This is a genomic window from Cerasicoccus arenae, assembly GCF_014651635.1.
Classification (GTDB): domain Bacteria; phylum Verrucomicrobiota; class Verrucomicrobiia; order Opitutales; family Cerasicoccaceae; genus Cerasicoccus; species Cerasicoccus arenae.
In genome coordinates this window covers 1-18,663 of record NZ_BMXG01000012.1, presented here as the reverse complement: position 1 = coordinate 18,663, position 18,663 = coordinate 1, and the positions used below count along the sequence as shown (strand labels likewise).

Genomic DNA, 18,663 nt, shown 5'->3' with positions numbered 1-18,663 from the left:
ATGAGCGGCGGCGGGCGTCAATGGTTTGCTGTTCGTGTTTGTGACAGCGAGGTGAAATTTGTTGCCCGTTTCCCGCAAATCGCCACCTTAATTTTCATGCACGACGATGCGCTCGCCAATGCCCTGAAGTTCCGCCCCATGCGGCGGGAAGAGTTCAATCTCGCGGTCGACTGGGCCGCCGCCGAAGGCTGGAACCCCGGCAAACACGACGCTGACATTTTTTGGGACACCGATCCCGAAGGGTTTGTCTGCGCCACGCTGGACGACGAAATCGTCGCCACCGGCTCCATCGTCGCTTACGGGCAATCCTTCGGCTTCATGGGTTTTTTCATCGTCCGTCCGGACCTCCGTAGCAAGGGCCTGGGCACAAAGTTTTGGTTTTGGCGCCGCGATACGCTCAAGGCGCGTCTGCTGCCCGATGCGCCCATTGGGATGGATGGCGTCTTCGCCATGCAAGACTGGTATGCTCAGGGTGGCTTTCAATTCACCCATCGAAATCTCCGCATGGCGGGCGTAGGGCAGCCGAGCCAACCAGCCAGTTGCCTGACCGAGCTTTCCGCCGCACCCTTTGACGAAGTCTCTGCCTATGACCAACGGCATTTCGGCTTTGCGCGCGATACCTTCCTCCGCCGCTGGATTGAGCCTAAGGAAGGGTTGGCGCTAGGAGCCGTCCGCGATGGAAAACTCGTCGGCTACGGCGTTGTCCGCGCCTGCCAAAGTGGCTACAAAATCGGCCCACTCTTCGCCGACGACGCCACACTCGCCGGCCAACTTTTCGCCGCCCTCAGTGACCGCGCATCGGGCGAACCACTCTTCCTCGACACCCCCGAAAATAACCCTGCTGCTCTGGCCCTCGCCAAAGAAAACGGCATGGAGGAAGTCTTCGGCTGCGCCCGCATGTATTACGGCACAACCCCTTCATTACCCTGGGCCAACATTTACGGAATCACCACCTTCGAACTCGGCTAACCCAGCGTCCCGCTGGACCGAGTGTTTTGCACAGTGCGCAAAAAAGGCGTGTGGTGGCAGTGAGATTGGAAATTAAAAAGGTGGAGCCCGGTGTCCAACTACTTAGCAGGGGTGCCGTTTATTATGCGTTCCCTCATTCCAATATACGTCACGTAGCGCAGGCGCGTCCCGCGCCGCATACAGTATCGCTGGTCCAGCCGAATGGTCCAGCCGCGCGGGACGCGCCTGCGCTACCGTTTTGTGGGTGAAAAGCATCATTAATAATGGGCAGACATGCGGCAATGGACGCTATCCAAAGCAGGGCCAATACATTAGCAAAATTAATTTCTAAAAACAGCAACACTTTTGCTTGCCAAGGTGATAATGGTCCCGTTACTTTTGTTGACGATAGCTTGTTCTCCTCATCACCCCTGATGACCGGCCGACTCAGATTCTGGGTCGGCCGGATTTTTTTCCGGATTGCGCTGATCAATCTGAGCCGCTTGACTGCGCGGCTATGAATTTCCCGATCCGCTCTATCATTTGGTCCGTCGTGGCCTGCTTGGCTACCCTCACACTCCACGCAGAAATCCCTGAGGATTTCGAAAAAGCCTTCGAGGAGCGTTGCCTTTCTGTCGTGGCGGTTGAGTTCTTCATCCAGAACGAAATTGACCGCACGCCTTCTCAATCCATGGGCCTGGTGCTCGATGCCGAAGGCCACATTTTGTTGCTCGATGGTGCCATCCCCGGTTGGATCCCGCCAGAGCGTTTCAAGAACTTCAAGGTCAAGCGTCTGGGCGAGGATGATGACGGTTGGGACGCAACTTACCTCGGCCAAAATTTCGTCAGCGGCTGGCATTATCTCCAAGTGGAAGAAGCTGCTCGTAAAGAACTGACCCCGATCACGACCTTCGGCCATGCTTCGGTCAAAACCGGTTCCTTCGTGTGGGGTATCGCCGTGATGGGTGATAGCTGGGACTACACCCCGTATTTCCTCAGCGCCCGAATCAGCGCCCAAGAGCCCCTCCCTTGGCTCGTCGGCTTTAGTGATCGGCCCATCGGCTCGCCCGGCTCACTCGCCTTTGATGCAGAAGGCCGCTTTGTCGGTTGGATGGGGCCACCAACTACCGACGAAAAAATCATCTACATGAACGGCCGAAAATACGCTGCCGCTGTTCAGCTAACGCGCGAATCCAATGCCTTCATGACGGCGGACGTCGTCCTTAAATACGCCCCGCAAATACCCACCACGCCCTCGGGTGACAAGCGCCCCTGGCTCGGTGTCTCGGGCATGCAGGCACTCGATCGAGAAGTGGCCGAAATCATGGGCCTGAGTGATCAGGGCGCACTCAGTGTCAGCGATGTCATCGAGGCTTCCCCCGCCGCTCAAGCAGGCTTAAAATCCCGCGACATCGTGGTAGGCCTCAACGGCAAAAAGCTCCCGAAGTTCTCCCCGGATTTCGTCACCGTTAGTTGGTTTGAAAAAGAAATGCTGGAAACGCCCATCGGGGGCAAAGTCGTCCTCGATATCGTGAGTGGCAACGATGGCAAGCAGGTGGAAATCGTCATTGCCGAGCAACCCCTCGCACTGCGTGACGCCAAGCGCGAATACTTCGACCAACTCGGCATGTCTGCCCGTCAATTTACCCTAGCCGACGCGCTTGCCAAACGTGAGCTCAAGAGTGACATCGACGCCGCCGTGGTCGACTTCATCAAGCCCAACAGCCCCGTGCAGTCCGCCGAGCTTCAATCCGGTGACTGGATTCGCGAAGTCGATGGGCAACCCGTTGACAGCTACGAGGCAGCCATCACCGCGCTCCAGACCGTTGATGCAGACCCCAGCCGCGAAGAATTCGTCCTCCTGGTCGAGCGTAACAACGAAACCAAAGTCCTTCGCGCCAAGCTTAAGTAGAAGAAACTCAAATTTTCCAATTCCATGATCATCCCCAAGGAGCCCAAACTGACCCCCGCGCAGCTCGCGGAAGTCGAAGCCATCGTCACTGAATATAACTGCGTGATCCAGCCCATCGTGGGTGCCAAGCGCAGCATCTACGCAATCCTCGGCGACGAGCGCCACGAGACGATGATCAACCGCATCCTCGGCCTCGAATACGTTGACCGCGTGGACCAGATTGACTCCCCTTATCGGCTGATGGACATCCATTCCGAGCTGGCCAGCGGCGAGCTTACCTTGGGCGGCGTCACCCTCGGCAAGGAACCACTCTTCATCGCCGGGCATTGCACGATCGATCCCAAGCAGCCAAACCTGCTCTACGAAACCGCCGAGGCCCTCAAGGAGGCCGGTGCCCACATCCTTCGCGGCGGCGTTTGGAAGCCCCGCACGATGCCCTACTCCTATCAGGGTGATCAAAAAGCACTGGAGATTTTAGTCGAGGCCCGCGCCCGCACCGGCCTGCCAATCAACACCGAGGTCATGGACGACGACCAGCTCAAGCTCGTCATGGACGCCAAGATCGACATGATCCAGATCGGTGCCCGCAACGCCGTCAACTACTCTCTCCTGCGCAAAATCGGTGCCGCCACCGCGGGCACGAAAACCGCAGTCCTCCTCAAGCGCGGTCGCCCAATGGCACCCGTGGACGAATTTCTCGCCGCCGCAGAATACATCGCCGCCGCCGGTAATCCCAACATTCTACTCTGCCCACGCGGCACCCTGCCCTCCATCGATGGCTACCGCAACCACCCGGACGAGTGCATCACGCAGCTCCTCAAGGAAAAAACCTGGGCTGCCGTCGTGGTCGACCCGTCGCATTCGGTGGGCCGCGCGCGCTACGTGCCCGGCGCGGTCCTCGCCGCCATGTCCTATGGTGCCGACGGCGTCGTCGTCGAGTCCCACATCAATCCTTCGCACGGCATTGGCGACGACCCCAAGCAGTCCATCACGCCCGACGTCTGCCGCCAGTTATTCGTCGACGCCCGCATGGTCTGGGAACTGCGCCGGAAGTACAACGCGCCACTGGCGGGGTAAGGTAATGCGTTGGCTTTGGCTACAGGTTGGGCTGTTTTGCAGTTTCTCACTACTAACGCTTCGGGCGCAGGATAAAACCGATGATCTTGATCTCGTCCCGCTCATTGGTTTTTCTAATACGGACGAAGCCTTCGACGGGTTCATCGTGTTTGGCAGGCCAACTGATGATGATGAAGAAACTCAACCTCAGAATGTCGATTTCCACGATGAGGAAATACGGAAGATCCTCCGCGAAACGTCGAACAATTACGATTTGAACCTCTTCATCCACCCGTTGCTTGAAGGCAGGACGTCCTTCCAGTTGTATCACCCGACCTGGGAAGAAATCTTTGAAACCGCGCTAGCAGGAACCCGCTTTACCTATCGAAAGGACGAGAATTTGATCTTCATCGAAGCGGGCTTTGATGATGGCAGCAACCGCTGGTTCAGGCCTAATTCCGTGCAAATGATTAATGAAGGGCTAGCGCTCGTCGTAGACTCCTTCGGAGTTCCCAAATCGAATATCTTCGATCTTGAAATCCCACTCGTTCTTGCCCTGCACTACATGCCCTCCTACGACACCATCAGCGTCGATTTTCCCAACGAGGCAGTAGGCTCTGTCCTCCGTAATTGCGCAGATCTATACGCGTTAGAAGTCCAGATTCCGCCCGCACTCAGCAAAATTCGCACTTCCATTAAGCTGCGTAACGTCTGTTGGCAGGAAGTTTTCCGAATCGCCTTGGAGCCAAAGGGTTATACATTCTGGTTCGATGACCATCAAGTTTACGTCATTCACAACTTGAGCTCAAACCACCGCCCATCATTCGGTAAGTTGGAAGATTATTCTATTTCTATCGACAATTTTTGAGTCACGGAGCTATGCGATAATCTCATACACTCTTTCAATAATGCGTATGAATCTCTTTTTGCTCGTTCGCCAACACGACGCGCACTAGCGTAATTACATGACCAATGTTTGGGCGCAGAGACGCTTTGAATTGTATCTGTCGATCGTGGCGGTCGGCGTGTTTGCGCTGTTCTTTTGGATCGGGCAACCGCGCAAGATGGACGCCTACACCGTCTGGCAAGATGTGCAGGCCGCAACCGCCGACACCGGCATCAAGCCCGAGTTTGTTTACGCGATTTGCATGGCCGAAAGCTCCCTCAAGCCCCGCGCCGACAGCGGCTATGCGCGTGGCCTGATGCAAGTCAGCCGCATTGGCTGGCGCGAAGTCAGCGACGTGCCCTATGCGATGGCCTATCACCCCGAAACCAACCTCAAGGTCGGCGTCGATTACCTGCAATTCCTGAGGCATTTCCTCAAGCAAAATCACGCCTTCAGCTACGCGCGGTTGGCGGCTTGTTATCGCTACGGCCCCTATGCGCTCAAGGATGTAGGCTTTGCCGTCAGCAAGCTCGAGGCCCCAACGAATAAGATTTACCAAAAACTTTTCGCCGGTAACACAGCTCCCGTCGAGATCCCCAAGCCGCCCCAATAGCAGCAGCAAATAGTAGCGCAGGCGCGTCTCTCTCCCCCCCAATAAGACAACGTATAATTGGAATGAGGCAACACATAGTAAACGACAACCCAGCTAAGCGAATCGGCATTATCCCAGGTGGAGCCCGGTGTCCCTACCGGGCTATTACATCCTGCTGGCGGTGAGGCAAGGTTTGCCCGGTAGGGACACCGGACTCCACCTTGGACAACGAAAACGCAACATCACCCCTCGCTGAAGGTACCCCATTCTTTAGGGTAGCGTAGGCGCGTCCCCGCGCCTGCGCTACCTTAGAGAAGGATGAATTTACGCCACTACCAGCGCCTTTCCCGCCAACGCCTTCTTGCATTACGAGTAATGCGGATTTGAAGGAATTGTTCTTCGCCATCGTGAAAGTCTGCTGTCCAAATAAGGGAACACGATATGGTAAATGCGCTAAAATTACTCCAATCCTGGGCTCTAGCGGCAGAAGCTGACTGGTCCACCGTGCCCGGGCACCCGCAATATGGCGTCTACGGGACGGGTTACAACGGCTGGGGCGTTCAGACTCAGCAAAAATATCTCGCCGCAATGGCGACGCTGGCCACGAGCAAAGGCGACCTCCCCGGCCTGAATCACGAATGGGCGCTTGACCGCGCAATGGCCGCGCTGCGCTTCAATCTGGCCAGTCATCTTACCGGCACGGAACGCTGTCTGGACGGCGATCAGTGGGGCCACACCTGGATCAGCGCGCTCGGCATCGAACGCATGATGTTTGCCATGCGACTGCTTGAGCCTCACTTCACCGAGGCCGACCACGACGCGCTCCGCACCATGCTCTGCAGCGAAGCAGAATGGCTGCTGACGGATTATCATCGCGGCCAACACAAGGGCATCACGGCCACTAAATGGAACCATGAATGGGGCAATGATCCAGAGTCCAACATCTGGAATGGCGCGCTGCTCTGGCGCGCCGCCGCCCGCTATCCTGACCACCCGCACGCGAGCGATTGGCAAGAGCGAGCGCACTGCTTTCTGGTCAACGGCGCCAGCGTGGACGCCGACGCCGACGAGGAACGCCTCGTCGCTGGCAAGCCGCTCCGCGAGCGCCATATCGGCCCGAGTTTTTTCCCGCACTGGGCGCTAGATCACCACGGCTATTTTAACGTCGGCTACATGGTCATCTGCGTGAGCAACGTGGCGATGCTCCACTTCGACCTCAAGCAATCCGGCCTGCCCCGCCCGGACAGCCTCGACCTGCATCAGCGCGATTTGTGGCAGGTGCTGCGGCGGTTTATCTTTGCCGATGGCCGTCTAGCTCGCGTTGGCGGCGACACCCGCGTGCGCTACGCCTACTGCCAGGAATACCTGCTGCCCGCCCTCGCCTACGCCGCCGACCACCTCGGCGACGCCCACGCCTTGGGCCTCATTGAACGCCAACTGGAGCTGATCCAAGCTGAGGCCGACTTTAACGGCGACGGCCACTTTTACTCAAAACGACTGGCACAACTCCGCCGCCAGAGCCCACTGTATTTCACCCGACTGGAAACTGACCGCGCTTGCGCGCTCGGCCAGATAATCACCTATCACGACGCCATTTCTGCGCCCGCAAAGCCGATGGAGGATTTTGAGGAATCCGTCGCGGGTGGCTGGATCGAGCCTGAATACGGTGCCGTCGCCCATCGCTGCCCGACGCGGCTGGCATCCTTTTCCTGGCGTGCCTATCGCTTAGCTCAGGGCTTCTGCCTGCCACCGAGTGACGGGCATCTTGCCGAATGGGAGCACAACATGGGAGGGCTCGTGGAGTTTTGCCACCACCCCAAACCCGGTGCCACCGAAACAACAAAAATGCACCGCCGCATCCTGCGCCATGCCGTCGAGTCCTTTCCCGGCGGTTTTGTGACAAGCGGTGCCGTCAGCGAAGGCGATTCCCTGAAGCTCGCCGAGAGCTGGACTGGCACGGACTCCGCCGTCCACCAGATGGCATTCGCCGCCCTGCCAGATGGGCACACCGTTGTCGGTCTACAGCACTGCCGTATGGGGCCGCGCCGGGGTTACGTGGCCACCGTCAAAGGGCTGCACCTAAATCTGCCCAACGACCTCTTCAACGGCTTTCAACGCCAAGTATTCAGTGCCAGCGGCGTACACTCGCTAAGCTCGCCACCCGCCAAGGAGACCATTGTCGAACTCGAAAGTCAGTGGGCCAACATCGAGGACCGCCTCGGTGCAGTCAGCCTCTACGGAGCCGATAGCCTGCGCATTCACCGCTCACCAGAGCGTCGAGCAGGTGCCATGCAATCCCTTTATGTGGAGCACCTTTGCAGCCCGCTCGTCATCGGCCCTCGACGTTACGAAGCGGGAGAAATGATCCTCGACTCTGGCTGGATCACGTTGGCCAGCGTCAACGCCGTTTCCACTGAGACCACTTGTGCCGCCACCCGCGCAGCCGTGATCAATACCGGCCACGACGACGTCCGCGCGGTGTGCATCCTCGGCCAAAACGGTGAGGAATACGTCTTCGCTGCCAACTTCGGCGCGGAAAACGTGTCCATCGCCGCCTTGGACGGCCTCACGGCCTTAACGGATCACCCGGCCTTAGCAGATCGACCAGCGAATCACCCGGCCTCCACCACCAAGCTGGCCCCCGGAGAAGCGCGCCTGCTAAAGGTTTGATCGCTGCCCGAGCGGGACATTTAGTCCCAGATCAGGTTCATTTCGCGGATTCGGCCTGTTTCGCATCAGAGCAAACTGATACTTTTATGCTCATTTCGAGTCCATTTTGCTCCAAAAATGGAAACTACAGCAAAGTTTTTGCCTCTCTTCTCTGTTGCCGCCAACTTGACATCTACCCGCCCCCTAGAGTAGTTTTAGACGAACGCAACCCTCCCAACCCACTAATGAACCGCATGAAAACCTTTCTGGCCCTTTTTTCCGCCCTCACATTATTCGCCTTATCGGCCGTAGCAGACTCTGCCCCCCCCCCTTCCGTCAACACGCAGTTGGATGTTTTGCTCGACGCAATCCAAGCCAACGACATCGCGAAATTCCACTCCGTCTGCGATCAAGAGATGATCAAGGCCATGACCCCGGAGACGCTCAAAAAGGTGTCCACGCAGATCGCAGGCCCCCTGAAGGCAGGCTACGACAAGCAGTATTGGGGTATGCTCAATCGCCCCAGCGGCAACCATGCCTACTACTGGAAGCTGCATTTTTCATCCAAGCCAGACCACGATTTACTCGCAGAAATGTGGATCGTTGATGGCAAGGTCGCGGGCTTTTATCTACGATAAACCGCCCCTCAATCCACCACACGACAAGGCAGCATCGCGGCGTCTTTCATGCCGTGGATGATTTTTTTATCGGCCGGGCAGAACGTCGCCAAACAGGCGGAAAGCTTGGCTTGGTCTCCCTCTACGAGGAAGAATGGAGTGAGCCGCAGACGGCCATCCATCTCGTAAACCGAGGCCCCGCCCTCCGCAAAAACCGGGTGTTTCAGGCGAATGGGCTTACGGTAATCCTGCAAGATGTGAAGCGTCTCATCGGCCAAATCAACTGCAGATTCAATTGCCTCCTGCCAGTCCGTTTTGGAGCTATCACTACCTAGAGTAACGCTGCGCGCACCCCATGCGGTCTCATGAAAGCCGCTCGCCTTGATGATTAAGTTGCGCTCTTTCTGGCTAGCCTCGGCGAGCTGCTCCCATTCACGGATGGGCTTGCCGTTGATCCAGGGCGCGTCGAGCACGCCATTGGGCGGCAGCTCCACCGGATCGATAATCCACGAATGCGGCACGATTTGCTTGAGCACTTTAAAGGAGCGGCGCGGGAGATTTTCCCGCCAATAATCGTCGAGCACCGGATGATGCAACAGCGCGAGATTGAGCTTTTCCTCCTGATACGCCTTCATGGGGGGGGAGACGATCACACCGCCGTCTTCGGCCACGCGGAGAATGTCCTGCGCCGTGGAGACGTTACCTACGTCAAAGAGTTCCCAAAAGCGGTAAATAATGTCGATCTCCTCCGGATTGCCGTCAATAGGCGCGCACAAGCTGTCCCCCATCGGCATGAGGTCGTCGGGATGCCGCGCATGCACTCGCAACCCGCGCTCGCGCAAACGCGCCGAGAGGTAATCAAATTCCGGCCGATAGACCGCAGCCTCGTCACTCACAATAATGATGATGAGCGGATTGTCCTTGCCCGGGGCTAAGGCGGCGAGGCAGCGATGCCAGTCCATCTCGACCTCTCCAACTCCGCCCACGATGTCCGGCGCAAACTCGCGCTCGTTCATACCGTAGAGGCGGTTGAGGAAGGCGGTTAGGCCAAGGCCGCCGGGGACGCTGTCCATCTCAGTCAACGCATAACCGTGCTCAGTCTGGAGCAAATCGGGTCGCAAAACGAGCGGCACCTGCCCCTTAAACTGCTTGAGGCGCGCGTGCTCAACGAGGCGGCGCGGCTTCCCTCGATCCAAGTAGCTGCAAACCCAAGGTGCGGTGAGCTCGCGGTTGCGGAGCAGGTTTTTGCCCTCAGCACAGCGGCGGTAGAGGTTGTCTAGCGCCAGATAGAAGTCTAGGCACCCTTGCCCGATCGTCTCCAGTTCAGTGACCTGCTTGCGGGTCAACCGCCAAGGTTCCGGCGAAAGACGCCACGTCTTGTTCTCAAACAAAGGCTGTGCCGCCAACGATTCTTGAATTTGCTGATAAGATAGCCCCGCCATACCTGCTATCGAATGCGGTTCGGCGAGATGCGCAAATTATTTCTCGCCTCAAAGTAAAGGGTCTTCAAGCCAGCTCACGTATTTTCTGCACGGTGTTCCAGTTGCGCATGGTCATAGGGACGCCGATTGTCTTCTCGGCTCCGACGGCAAGCTTGGATTTCCCGATACCATCCGGAGCATGCAGATAAAAGACCTTGTCCGTCATCTGATAGCGTTCACTGGCAGACTTCAGAGCATCGAGTTTGTCGAGCTTGGTTGCAGTCGCTGGCTCTAACAAGAAGCCTAAGTGCAGGGTCTTCGGATCGGACTGGCCCTCGGGGAAGGGGTTATCGGCAATAGCCTGCTCCAACTCGGGAAGCGGCAACACCATTACTTGCGGCTCGAAACCGTGGGCCCGCCGGATGGCCTCGCGAATGCGTTTGGACCAAATCCCGGCATCGTCCTCGTCACTCACAAAGACGGCGTTGCCGCTCTGAATGTAGGTCTGAACACCCCTTGCGCCGAGGGACTCCATCGCCGTGCGCAACTCATTCATCGGCAGAATATTCTTACCACCAACATTGATTCCCCGAAAAAGCGCGACGTAGATCATGACTCATAAACATGGCGATATACGTCGATTTTCCGAGCCAATTTAATCAGCGAGGGGGGGGGGAAATGCAACCTCAGCAGGGTTGGTATTTTTTTTGGCGAGCGCCTCTAGTGCAAATCTGGAATCAGCCGATGCAAACGGCGGCAGCTCAAGTCCGCCAAATAAAGCCGAGGCAGCCGTCCCTCACGCAAACAAACAGAATGCCGCAATTCGTCCCCCAAGGCCAAGCCTGTCTCTGCCCGCAACACCGCCATGACTGCGCTACGGGAATAAAGGCCCCAAGTCTCCAGCAACTCTGACGCTTCGCCGAAATAGGGAAACCCACGATGCCAGTCTCCAAGAGGCAGATCGCGCAATCGACGAATGCTCCAACGCAACGACGTCGCGGCATCTAGGTTCAATGACACATGCCGCATCGTGGTCAGACGGCAAATCCGCGGTGCACGTGGCGAGGAATTTGAAAACTTACTTTGCATCACAAAGCTACTTTGTAATGCAAAGCCTTTATTAGTTCCATAAAAAAACGGCTCCAGTTTTCTGGAGCCGTCTTCTTTACCAGTCTTGTCAGTTTATGTCTGCGTCAGTTTGTTTGCTTTCCAACTGAAAATCATTGGCACGCCTCGCACTCGCCCCCGTTTATCAGGGCGTCGAGGCTACATGCCTTCACTTCTTCCTCGGTGTATTCTTTTTTTGGTTTTTCGGCGACTTCATCGGCCCTGCCCATAACGCCGTGCATCTCCTTCTTCACGCTAACAGTTGCCTTCTCGATATTGGAAGCCGCCAGAGTGCGTAGGTAATAAGTGGTCTTGAGGCCTTTACGCCACGCTGAGCGATACATATGCGAAAGCGCCTTGAGCTCCGGCTTGGGCAGGAAGAGATTCACACTTTGGGATTGGTCGATCCACTTTTGACGACGTGCAGCCGCATCAATGAACCATTCGAATTCAATGCCAAAAGCGGTCGCATATTTGTCCTTCAATTCGCCCGGGATGCCATCTATGTTGGTCAGCTCGCCATCATAGTATTTCAACTGGTCGAGAATTTCCGGCGTCCACAAACCACGACGTTTGAAGTCGCGAACGAGGTGGTGATTCAGCACCACGAAGTCGCCGCCCAAGTTGCTCTTGACATAGAAGTTTTTATAATACGGCTCGATACAAGGGCTGGTTCCCATGATGTTCGAGATCGTCGCGGTTGGCGCGATGGCAAGCACATTGGAATTGCGCATGCCCTGTTCACCGATCTTGGCGCGCAGCGTGTCCCAGTCCATCTTACCGCCACGAGGTACATCAATTTCGGCACCGCGTTCCTGCTCGAGCAACTCAAGAGTATCGGCTGGCATCAGGCCGCGATCCCACTTCGATCCCTTAAAGGTCGAGTAGCTTCCACGCTCGGAAGCGAGGTCGCTGGAGGCCTCGTAAGCGTAGTAGGCAATGGCTTCCATAAACTCGTCGTTGAACTCAACGGCTTCAGTGGAGGCAAACGGCACATCCTTCATGTAGAGCGCATTTTGAACGCCCATAACACCAAGGCCAATCGGACGGTGGCGACGGTTAGATGTTTCGGCGGCTTTCGTTGGATAGAAGTTGATGTCGATCACGTTGTCCAACGCACGCACGGCAACTTGGATGGTATCGCGGAGTTTTTCGAGGTCAAGCTGGCCATCCGCATCGAGGTGGCTGTCGAGAACCACGGAACCGAGATTACAAACCGCCGTCTCGTCTTCCGACGTATTCAGCGTGATCTCAGTGCAGAGGTTCGAACTGTGAATGACGCCGACGTGGTCTTGTGGGGAACGCACGTTGCACGGATCCTTGAAGGTGATCCAGGGATGACCAGTTTCAAAGAGCATGCGAAGCATCGACTTCCACATATCAATCGCCTTCACGGTCTGGCTCCAGATTTCGCCACGAGCTGCCTTCGCTTCGTATTCAACATACTTTTCTTCAAAGGCTTTGCCATAAAGATCGTGCAGGTCGCGAGCTTCATTAGAGCGAAACAATGTCCAGTCCGCACGCAGCTCCATGCGCTTCATGAACAAGTCCGGAATCCAGTTCGCGGTGTTCATGTCATGCGTGCGACGGCGCTCGTCACCAACGTTGCGACGCAGCTCAAGGAAGTCCATGATGTCGTTGTGCCACGTTTCAAGATAGGCACAACCGGAACCGCGACGTTTGCCGCCCTGATTGACTGCGACCAGTTGGTCGTTGTGCAACTTGAGGAACGGGATGACGCCCTGGCTCTCGCCGTTGGTGCCCTTGATGTAGCTGCCGGTGCCGCGAACCGCAGTCCACGAACCACCGAGGCCTCCGGCCCATTTGGAAAGGAATGCGTTCTCGGCAATGCCGCGGTGCATAATGGATTCGATTGAGTCGTCCACCTTATACAGGTAACAGGACGACAACTGGCTGTGCTGTGTGCCAGCGTTGAAAAGTGTGGGCGTAGACGAGCAGAAGCGGCGGCTCTTATAAAGATTGTAAAGGCGGATGACCCAAGCTTCGCGATCTTCCTTTTCATCCATGAAGAGGCCCATCGAAACGCGAATCCAGAACAACTGTGGTGTTTCCAGGCGACGCGCTTCCTTCTTCGACTTGTCGATGATCAGGTAGCGGTCATACAGCGTCGAAATGCCGAGGTAGTCAAAGTCGAGGTCGGCGGATGGGTCGAGCGCGTCAGCGAGACGATCCAGATCATACGTCAACAGGCGTGCGTCCAAGCGTTCCAGCTCAACGCCACGCTTCATGCAGGCTTTGAAATACTGGCGGTGCGCGGACTTGAGGCCTTCTATGCCGTCACGGATAATTTCCCAGTCCAGCACTTCCTCATAAATGTAGGTCAGTAAAATTCGCCCTGCAAATTTTGAGAAGTCCGCGTCTTTTTCAATGAGACTCTTGGCGTTGAGAATGATCGTGCTGCGGAGGTCTTCGCGGGTCATTTCCGCGTAGAGCGAACGGCGCAACTCCGACTCGATCTGATCCTTGGTGAGGCAGAGATCAAGGCCGATGGAGGAGAAATCGATGCGCTTACGCAGTTCGGCAGGATCCCAGAAGAAAGTGCTGCCATCCTTACTGGTCAGCATGATCATCGCATCCTGGCGGCTGTCTTCCGAGTCTTCTTCAGCTTCTTGATCGCGCAGATTGCGGCGATGCGCACGGTATAGAATGTATGATTCGGCGACCTTGAAATGGCCTTGCCGCATCAGCTCTTCCTGCACGATGTCCTGCACCTGCTCAATGTGGATGAATGACTCGCCTTGAGTGCGCACGCGCTCAGTGACGCCACGCGACACCGCAACGGCGGGCGCTGAGTCGAGCTGCTGCGAAAGGAAAGACTTGCGCACGGCGACTTCGACCTTGTTCGGATCCCACGGCACGACCTGGCGGTTGCGACGGATCAGGCGCACGTGAATCGGCTCAGGTTCGTCTTCCGAACCAAAAATACCGTTGCGACGCTGCGCCACAAGACTGCGCGCAACGTCATGTGCATCATGCTCAATGAGCGCCTTTTCAATGATCAGGTTGATGTCGAGATCGGTCAGCGTGATGTCGCCCTTGCCCTGAATCTGGCGCGCGATATTTTCGCCAACTTCCTTGGCCACTTGCGCGACGAAAGTCTGATTCTTATCTGTAAAAATATCATTTTCCTCACGTGAAAGCATGAGGTCAGTCAGGGCGTTTCCAATGATTTCAGCGACTTCAGCGAGTTCGAATTCACGCTCTTCGCCAGCGAGTTCAATTTTTACTTCAGGATGCGAATTTCCTTCCAGCACGACTTCGCGCCAGTTGAAACGTTGTTTTTGCTCTGCTGGGGTGGCGACAATGCGCTTCAGGGCGATGTCTTCATCAAAAGTGTAGTTGCGAATCATAGGACAAAAGGGCTATTTTCGATTTAAATCAGGAAATGTAATTGAAATGTAATTTGGAAAGCCGAAGACAGCAAAGCCCTGCGGCGAGTAGAATGGTTAGCGCTTAAACGGCGCGGACAACGAACATGATAAGAAAACAGCACTCCGAATCGGGCAGCTCAAACAGAAGTTGTTGGAACTTATACGCATGTGGATTTTCTTTGCTCGTTACACTAGATGTAGCGTCGTTCTGTAAGAACCATACAATATGTAGTAGATTGGATTGTCAAAATGAATATTGGAAAAAATGTTGTCCACCAGCCTTTTTTGGGCGCAGACGACACTTTTTCGTCACCGTTCCGTTAACTGCCTGTTACTGGCGCATTTACGGAAAAGGACGATTCGGTTCGTGTTCGTACCGCTGGTGTTATTGGAAACGCCCCAGCAGTTTGCGGTTTTGGTGAAGTCCTGCTGGTTGATTAAAATCAACACCGGTTCGAGACCAGCTTCAACGCCAGCACGAACCACATGATTCTCCAATTTAATACGGCCATTGCGGACTTCGCCGACTTCAAAAGCGACCCAACCATTCGGCTTGAGCAGCTGCTTTAGTTGCTCCATCACGGCGGTCATGGAAGCGGTCCAATCTTCAACGCGGCGGCAATTCCACATGGGCACGGCGCTCGCATCGATACCATTGAACCAGCAGCGCAGCCAATTGTCTTGCGCGTATTGCACGACATCGAGAAATGGCGGCGAAGTAACGACCAATGACACGGACTCCGCAGCAAAATGCGCGGCAGCCTGATCAGCAGATGTCGTATGAAATTGAGCCTCGCCCCGCGCACGCTCCAGTGCGGAAAAATCTTCATCGCGCAGGCCTTTCATCAGTTGCTTACTCTTCTTTTCGATGATCCCAAAGACGTCCCGAAACGGCGGTGTTTGCTCGCGTTTTGCGTTAATCTTACGCTGACGATCAGCGGTGACCGCTTGGTTGGGCGGCAACGTATAGACGGAGAAAAAGCCTGTCGAATGTCCGGTCAAACGATTCGTAGCAACCAGACGAATCCAGGCGTCGATTGAGTCCAACTGGCCGTCACTCTCACGCTGGATCAGGTATTCGCGCAGCACCACGAGATCGCGTAAGGTGTTGGCGTTATAAAAAACCAACAGGTCGGGGTCCGCTGCATCCAAGACTGACTTTGCAGCGCAAAGCTTCTTAATTTCCTTGAGGCGAGTTTCGACTTCGTCGTTCGAGGGCGGTGTCAACCGCGGCTCGACCAAGCGCTTGGCGAGTGGGCTGACATCCCCGCCCCACGGAATACGCTGGGCCAATGCGGCTTCAATCGGCGTAGTGCCGCGCCCCATGAAAGGGTCTAAGACGATGTCTCCCGGTGCCGACAGGCGATCAATAAAAAAGCGCGGCAGTTGCGGCTTGAAGCACGCCCGATAGGAAATCTCGTGGAGCGGATTGGCTTGGCGCTGCTTGGCCGTCCAAAACTCATTGATATAAACGGGCAGTTCCAAATCTTCGCCATGCCAAGCGTCGATCACCGTCTCCTCGCCAAACTCAGCAAAGGCCGCCAGCTCCGCATGCAGCGCCGCCTCGTCCGAGACGGTGAGCGGTGGGATGGTGTTGAGGTTGAACAGAGTCTGATTCATCAATCAATCTAACTGTTTTTTCGTAATTACTGATTGTTATCATCGGTGGAAAGAAGGCCGCGATCTTCCGACCGCGGCCCCATCCTTTCCATTTACCACCATGCCACAGTGTGGACGTTTCCAAGGCGTCCACGGCAAAAGGGATTAAAGTTCGTCGTCATGCACGGAGTCCAGCGCGCTGGCTTTCTGATACTCAGTAACGCGGCCTTCAAAGAAGTTTTGCTCCTTCTGAATGTCCATCATTTCAGCCAACCAAGGGAAGGGATTTGCGATCCCAGGATTGAGTGGCTTCAGGCCCACGCCTTCTAGACGCCGGTCGGCGATGTAGTCGATGTATTGCGTAAATTCATCGGCGGAAAGGCCCAACGCATTGACTGGCAAGCAGTCGCGGATGAAGTCCTTTTCCATGGCCACACCATCGCGCATGGCTTCGGTGAGTTCTTCCTTAAAGGCGGACGTCCACACGTCAGGATTTTCATCAACCAAGTCCATGAGCAAGTTGCGGAACAGCTCGATGTGGTTGGACTCGTCGCGCAGCGTGTAGCGGAACATCTGACCGATGCCAGGGAATTTGTTCTGGCGGTAGAGGCTGAGCACCATCCCGAACAGGCCGTAGAACTGCGTGCCTTCCATCACCTGACCAAAGAGGAACATGTTTTTGGCCAGCGCCTGCTTGTTCTCGGTCTTGGTCATGTCCATATCGCGGCGCAATTCGCGGGAATTGTGGACGAGAAACTCGGTCTTGCGGTCGATCGTATTGATGTCCGTGAACATCGCCTCACACTCGTGTGGATTGATGCCCAGCGAGGAAATCATGTATACAAGGCTGTCGGCGTGGATATTTTCCTCGTGAGCGTGGCGGCCCAAAACGAGCTTCAGCTCGGGTGCCGTGACAAGCTCGCGGGTGACGTGTTGCACATTATCGCCAACAATACCCTCTGCTGCCGAGAAATAGCCGATGGCCATTTTGATGATCCAATGATCAATCTCAGTAATCGCGCCAGAGGAATCGCGCCACTGCTCGCAGTCTTTTTGCATTGGGATGTCTTCCGGCTCCCAATGGTTGTTCTTCATCGTCTTGTAAAGATCGTAGGCCCACTGATATTTGAGGGGCAGGATGTTAAAAAACATCGTGTCGCGGCCGTTGATGATTCTCTTGGCAGCGAAGGCTTGTTCAGCCTTTTCCTTGTCCAGAACGAAGGATTTGTTTCCGATGGTGATGGTCGTGGTAACGGCGGTCGACATGGCAGTTATGCGGAAGTTATTCAGGTTGAAGATTTAGCGAAAATTCAGCCTCTCCAAGGCAGGCAGGAGACTTGGCGACGATGGAAAGAACCGTTGGTCAGAATAAAACGCATGTCAACACCTACCACTACATCTAGGGAATATTTTACAAAATACCCACTAGATATAGCAATTTTGATATTACTTGGGATAACGGAGAGTACGGGCGAATGAAACACTTAGGGGAGAATGTAACCAGAATGCCACGAAACCCACCCGGGTGCCAAGTAAGAGATATTTTTAGTTACCGCCAAGTTATTCACATGCCTAAAATCACCACTCGGTGAATCCGCATCTCCCTAAAAATCAGGTAAATACAGTAGTCCGCCCTGGGATGATTTTCATTAAAATTAAGTCATTTTTTGACTGCAAAAAGAAGCAATTCACACGCCGAAACAAAGTTTAATGACGATTCTTGCTATGATCGTTGCCCAAGTGTTGCTCGATTTACACGACAACGAGCTTTTCCCGCTCAAACTCACACACCTCGGCACCAATTCTCCAGTGCTTCGCGGAAAACTGGGGTCCATTCAGTTGGCTGATGTGTTTTGCCCGACAGCTTGCAAACGGTGCGTGAACCAGAGCTATGCAGGACCGAGCCGTCGCCGGAGCAAAGTTCAAAACCCAACGTAAGACCGGCGGCGCGCACGCGCTCTGGAAAATAGCGAATCAACACCGGGCCAGGATTACGAATCGGCACTCGGTAATCGACGGTCAGGTTGCGCACGACCACGTAGATGTCTTCATCGCGCTTAGCGTCGAAGTTCGACACACCCAGCAATTGCTGAAAAAGCGCCTGCTGTGCGCGCTCCAAATGCATCAGGTAACGGCTGTGGTGCAGCACCCACAGCGCATCCAGCTCATCAAAAAAGACCTCGCTGCGAAATTCAAAAACAGGTTCAGGCATAGCAATGACCCTTGCGCGTCATCGCGCCGATTGCAAATCCGCAACAACATCGTCCAGCGCAGCCGAAAGGTCGACGCTGGGCCGGTAGCCCAAATCACGACGCGCGGCGTCGATGGAAAACCAGTGGCTTTTGGACAGCTCTGTTGCGACAAAACGCGTCATCGGCGGCTCCCCTGACAGCCTGAAGCCTTTCCAAACAAACTCGCAGACGCTACCCACTAGATAGGCCGCCCTTATTGATATTCGCTTCTCAATTACCCCCCCCCCCCCAC

At 55.5% G+C, this 18,663-nt stretch carries 14 protein-coding genes and 1 pseudogene; 7 read left to right on the top strand and 8 right to left on the bottom strand.

Features of this window, described 5'->3' with window-relative positions; all coding sequences use genetic code 11:
* Positions 1-96 precede the first annotated feature (96 nt).
* The 7 genes from IE065_RS10580 (at position 97) to IE065_RS10550 (ending at position 8,681) form a co-directional block, all read left to right on the top strand.
* Positions 97-969 carry a GNAT family N-acetyltransferase gene (locus IE065_RS10580; RefSeq protein WP_343218637.1) on the top strand — a complete coding sequence of 291 codons (873 nt, stop codon included), beginning with the start codon at positions 97-99 and terminating at the stop codon, positions 967-969.
* A gap of 496 nt (positions 970-1,465) precedes the next feature.
* Positions 1,466-2,860 carry a Do family serine endopeptidase gene (locus IE065_RS10575; protein ID WP_189514805.1) on the top strand — a complete coding sequence of 465 codons (1,395 nt, stop codon included), beginning with the start codon at positions 1,466-1,468 and terminating at the stop codon, positions 2,858-2,860.
* A 24-nt stretch (positions 2,861-2,884) separates the two neighbouring features.
* Entirely contained in the window at positions 2,885-3,937 is a 1,053-nt protein-coding gene (locus tag IE065_RS10570) for a 3-deoxy-D-arabino-heptulosonate 7-phosphate synthase (protein ID WP_189514803.1), read from the top strand.
* A 4-nt stretch (positions 3,938-3,941) separates the two neighbouring features.
* The gene (locus IE065_RS10565) at positions 3,942-4,784 is read left to right on the top strand and encodes a hypothetical protein (protein ID WP_189514801.1); all 843 of its coding nucleotides are present in this window, start codon (positions 3,942-3,944) and stop codon (positions 4,782-4,784) included.
* A 97-nt stretch (positions 4,785-4,881) separates the two neighbouring features.
* Positions 4,882-5,415: a lytic transglycosylase domain-containing protein gene (locus tag IE065_RS10560; protein ID WP_189514799.1), complete on the top strand. Its 534-nt coding sequence runs from the start codon at positions 4,882-4,884 to the stop codon at positions 5,413-5,415.
* A 420-nt stretch (positions 5,416-5,835) separates the two neighbouring features.
* Positions 5,836-8,064 carry a hypothetical protein gene (locus IE065_RS10555; RefSeq protein WP_189514797.1) on the top strand — a complete coding sequence of 743 codons (2,229 nt, stop codon included), beginning with the start codon at positions 5,836-5,838 and terminating at the stop codon, positions 8,062-8,064.
* Positions 8,065-8,288: 224 nt separating this feature from the next.
* Complete coding sequence (locus IE065_RS10550; protein WP_189514795.1) at positions 8,289-8,681, top strand: hypothetical protein; 393 nt, start codon at positions 8,289-8,291, stop codon at positions 8,679-8,681.
* 8 nt (positions 8,682-8,689) lie between these two features.
* On the opposite strand, the gene IE065_RS10545 is transcribed toward IE065_RS10550, so the two are convergent.
* The 8 genes and pseudogenes from IE065_RS10545 to IE065_RS10510 form a co-directional block, all read right to left on the bottom strand.
* Positions 8,690-10,102 (bottom strand): beta/alpha barrel domain-containing protein, encoded by a 1,413-nt coding sequence (locus IE065_RS10545; RefSeq protein WP_189514793.1) that lies wholly within the window; start codon positions 10,100-10,102, stop codon positions 8,690-8,692.
* Between the two features lie 64 nt (positions 10,103-10,166).
* Entirely contained in the window at positions 10,167-10,694 is a 528-nt protein-coding gene (locus IE065_RS10540; protein WP_189514791.1) for a DUF1697 domain-containing protein, read from the bottom strand.
* Between the two features lie 107 nt (positions 10,695-10,801).
* Positions 10,802-11,101, bottom strand: coding sequence for a hypothetical protein (locus IE065_RS10535; protein WP_189514789.1), 300 nt, complete (start codon positions 11,099-11,101; stop codon positions 10,802-10,804).
* A gap of 200 nt (positions 11,102-11,301) precedes the next feature.
* Positions 11,302-14,559: a ribonucleoside-diphosphate reductase subunit alpha gene (locus IE065_RS10530; RefSeq protein WP_189514787.1), complete on the bottom strand. Its 3,258-nt coding sequence runs from the start codon at positions 14,557-14,559 to the stop codon at positions 11,302-11,304.
* A gap of 330 nt (positions 14,560-14,889) precedes the next feature.
* Positions 14,890-16,200: a DNA methyltransferase gene (locus tag IE065_RS10525; RefSeq protein ID WP_189514785.1), complete on the bottom strand. Its 1,311-nt coding sequence runs from the start codon at positions 16,198-16,200 to the stop codon at positions 14,890-14,892.
* Positions 16,201-16,344: 144 nt separating this feature from the next.
* Positions 16,345-17,445 carry a ribonucleotide-diphosphate reductase subunit beta gene (locus IE065_RS10520; RefSeq protein ID WP_189514784.1) on the bottom strand — a complete coding sequence of 367 codons (1,101 nt, stop codon included), beginning with the start codon at positions 17,443-17,445 and terminating at the stop codon, positions 16,345-16,347.
* Positions 17,446-17,962: 517 nt separating this feature from the next.
* The gene (locus IE065_RS10515; RefSeq protein WP_189514782.1) at positions 17,963-18,391 is read right to left on the bottom strand and encodes an acyl-CoA thioesterase; all 429 of its coding nucleotides are present in this window, start codon (positions 18,389-18,391) and stop codon (positions 17,963-17,965) included.
* An 18-nt stretch (positions 18,392-18,409) separates the two neighbouring features.
* Positions 18,410-18,663, bottom strand: a pseudogene (locus IE065_RS10510) (3-beta hydroxysteroid dehydrogenase); the annotation flags it as partial.